Origin of the sequence: Microbacterium sp. BF1 (genome assembly GCF_019279095.1) — a bacterium.
Lineage (GTDB): Bacteria > Actinomycetota > Actinomycetes > Actinomycetales > Microbacteriaceae > Microbacterium > Microbacterium maritypicum.
This window is the reverse complement of record NZ_JAGYWT010000526.1, coordinates 1-1,640: the sequence shown is the minus strand read 5'-3', so window position 1 is coordinate 1,640 and position 1,640 is coordinate 1. Positions and strand designations below refer to the sequence as shown.

General features: G+C 64.8%; 2 protein-coding genes and 1 tRNA gene. 1 reads left to right on the top strand and 2 read right to left on the bottom strand.

What is annotated here, in order from left to right:
• Positions 1-513: 513 nt before the first annotated feature.
• A tRNA-Met gene (locus KZA10_RS14425) sits at positions 514-587 on the bottom strand.
• Positions 588-682: 95 nt separating this feature from the next.
• Here KZA10_RS14425 and KZA10_RS14420 point away from each other — a divergent pair.
• Positions 683-1,513 (top strand): carbon-nitrogen hydrolase family protein, encoded by an 831-nt coding sequence (locus KZA10_RS14420; protein ID WP_218683228.1) that lies wholly within the window; start codon positions 683-685, stop codon positions 1,511-1,513.
• On the opposite strand, the gene KZA10_RS14415 is transcribed toward KZA10_RS14420, so the two are convergent.
• Positions 1,510-1,640: integrase core domain-containing protein (locus KZA10_RS14415; protein WP_218682639.1), on the bottom strand; the 131-nt coding region annotated here is incomplete at its 5' end. The two genes, KZA10_RS14420 and KZA10_RS14415, sit on opposite strands and share 4 nt — an antisense overlap.

Sequence of the window (1,640 nt, the reverse complement as noted above, 5' to 3'; positions counted from 1 at the left end):
CGGTCATCGTGATGATGCCTTTCGAGTGGGATGTGAGAGTTTCCTCGAAGGATCACGCGGTGACCGCACTTCGTCGCGATCGACGAGCCGGCCACCACGGGCTACACCACTTTATGGGGCACTACTCTTCCCCGTTCGGGTAGAAGCAACGATTGGCATTCGTGTCGCAGTGGAATCGCGGGGTGAAGAGAGTCGGATCTGCCACCTCAGCACTGAACTGATAGTTGAAGTCTGTTATCGACAGGTCATCGAGGCGAACCGCGTGAGAGCCCCAGGTTGTCGTTCCGGTGAGATATGCCGCGTCAACCGGCCGGCTCCCTGAGCGGATGTCGAAGACAGAGCTGCTCAGGTCGCTGGGGATACCGATTCCGTTTTGGAGGAGCCTGCTGATCTCGCCGAGGAGCACTTCGCGGCCGTTCGCCCAATCGGCCAACTGTTGACTGAACCTGTCGAATAGGACTCGGCTCAAAAGGACAAGGCCCCGAGATCGTGATGATCTCGGGGCCTTTCTTGTTGCGGGGACAGGATTTGAACCTGCGACCTCCGGGTTATGAGCCCGGCGAGCTACCGAACTGCTCCACCCCGCGGCACAAGAAGTAACTTATCACGGATTCCGAAGGCGGGCGAATCCTGGGGGCCTCCGGGCGACGTCCCGGGCGTGTCGATGCGAGAGGATGGAGACATGTCCGAGACCGCAGCCGTCCCCGTCGCCGTGTGCCAGTTCGCGCCGACCGCCTCCCGAGCCGAGAACCGGGAGCGGATCGCCGCGCTGACGGCCGACGCCGCCGGGCGGGGGGCGAAGCTGATCGTGTTCCCTGAGTACTCGAGTTACTTCGTCGACCCCATGGACGAGAGCCTGGCTGCCAATGCGGAGGACCTCGACGGGGAGTTCGTCGAGACCCTGAGGGCACTGGCCTCCGAGTACGCCGTCGTGATCGTCGCGGGTCTGGCCGAACGGGCGACCGACGGGCATCGAGTGCGCAACACCGTGGTGGCCGTGCGGGGTGACCGCGTCCTCGCCGTGTACCGCAAGCAGCACCTGTACGACGCGTTCGGCCAGACCGAGTCCGACTGGGTGGAGCCGGGTGAGGTGGGGGAGGCCGCGACTTTCGAGCTGGGGGGCCTGCGTTTCGGGCTCATGACCTGTTACGACCTCCGCTTCCCTGAAGTGGCCCGTTCCCTGGTCGATGCGCAGGCCGATGCCCTGGTCGTGCCGGCCGAGTGGGTCAGGGGGCCGCTCAAGGAACACCACTGGACGACGCTGCTCGCCGCTCGTGCGATCGAGAACACCGTCTACGTGGTCGCGGCAGACCATCCGACCCCGATCGGGGTGGGACACTCACAGATCGTCGATCCCCAGGGCGTCGTACTCGCCGGAGTGGGAACCGCTCCCGGGATCGCCGTCGCGGTGGTCGAGAGGGAGACGATCGAGCGCGTGCGGATCACGAACCCGTCGCTGCGCGTGCGGCGGTACTCCGTCACTCCTCGTGAGGTCGTGGCCCCCGAAGCCTAGGTGTTCTTCCCATTGACGTTATGGACGCGGTCGATGGGTGAGAGGCCTCCGAGAGCGGTATGGGGTCGGTGGTGATTATAGCTGTGGATCCAGGCCTGGTAGGTGGCCGCTCGGGCAGCATCGGAGC

What these genes read in the sequence shown, in the direction of transcription:
- KZA10_RS14420 (WP_218683228.1), top strand. Translation starts at nt 683, where the DNA reads ATGTCCGAGACCGCAGCCGTCCCCGTCGCCGTGTGCCAGTTCGCGCCG.